General features: G+C 50.2%; 1 protein-coding gene. It reads right to left on the reverse strand.

Annotated features, from left to right (window positions below; all coding sequences use genetic code 11):
* On the reverse strand, positions 1–181 hold a 181-nt coding region (locus tag NE473_RS31685), incomplete at its 3' end, for a hypothetical protein (protein ID WP_502802873.1).
* Positions 182–295 lie beyond the last annotated feature (114 nt).

The following is a 295-nucleotide window of genomic DNA, read 5'->3' on the forward strand; positions in this document are numbered from 1 at the left end:
ACCGGGTCTCTTCGGCAGTCTGGCTCTCCGTCTCCCGCTCCCCGCTTTCCTCTTCATGGGTATCAGCAGTGACTTCCTCTGAAGCCGTTTCCTCCGGCTTCTGCTTATTGCAGCAGCCCGCAGCGGCCATTCCGATGAGAAAAGCCAGAGCCACGGGCAGCCAATACAGGTTCCTCTTCATATCACACCTCGCTCGCTTTAAAACCGCGCTTCTCTTCTTTTCTCCATTATACTATAAAGTCTTTTTGGCGTCATGATTTTGCAGAATAATATGGAATTCGTAAGAAATCCTGTT

The organism is Hungatella sp. SL.1.14 (genome assembly GCF_024460495.1).
Lineage (GTDB): Bacteria > Bacillota > Clostridia > Lachnospirales > Lachnospiraceae > Hungatella > Hungatella hathewayi.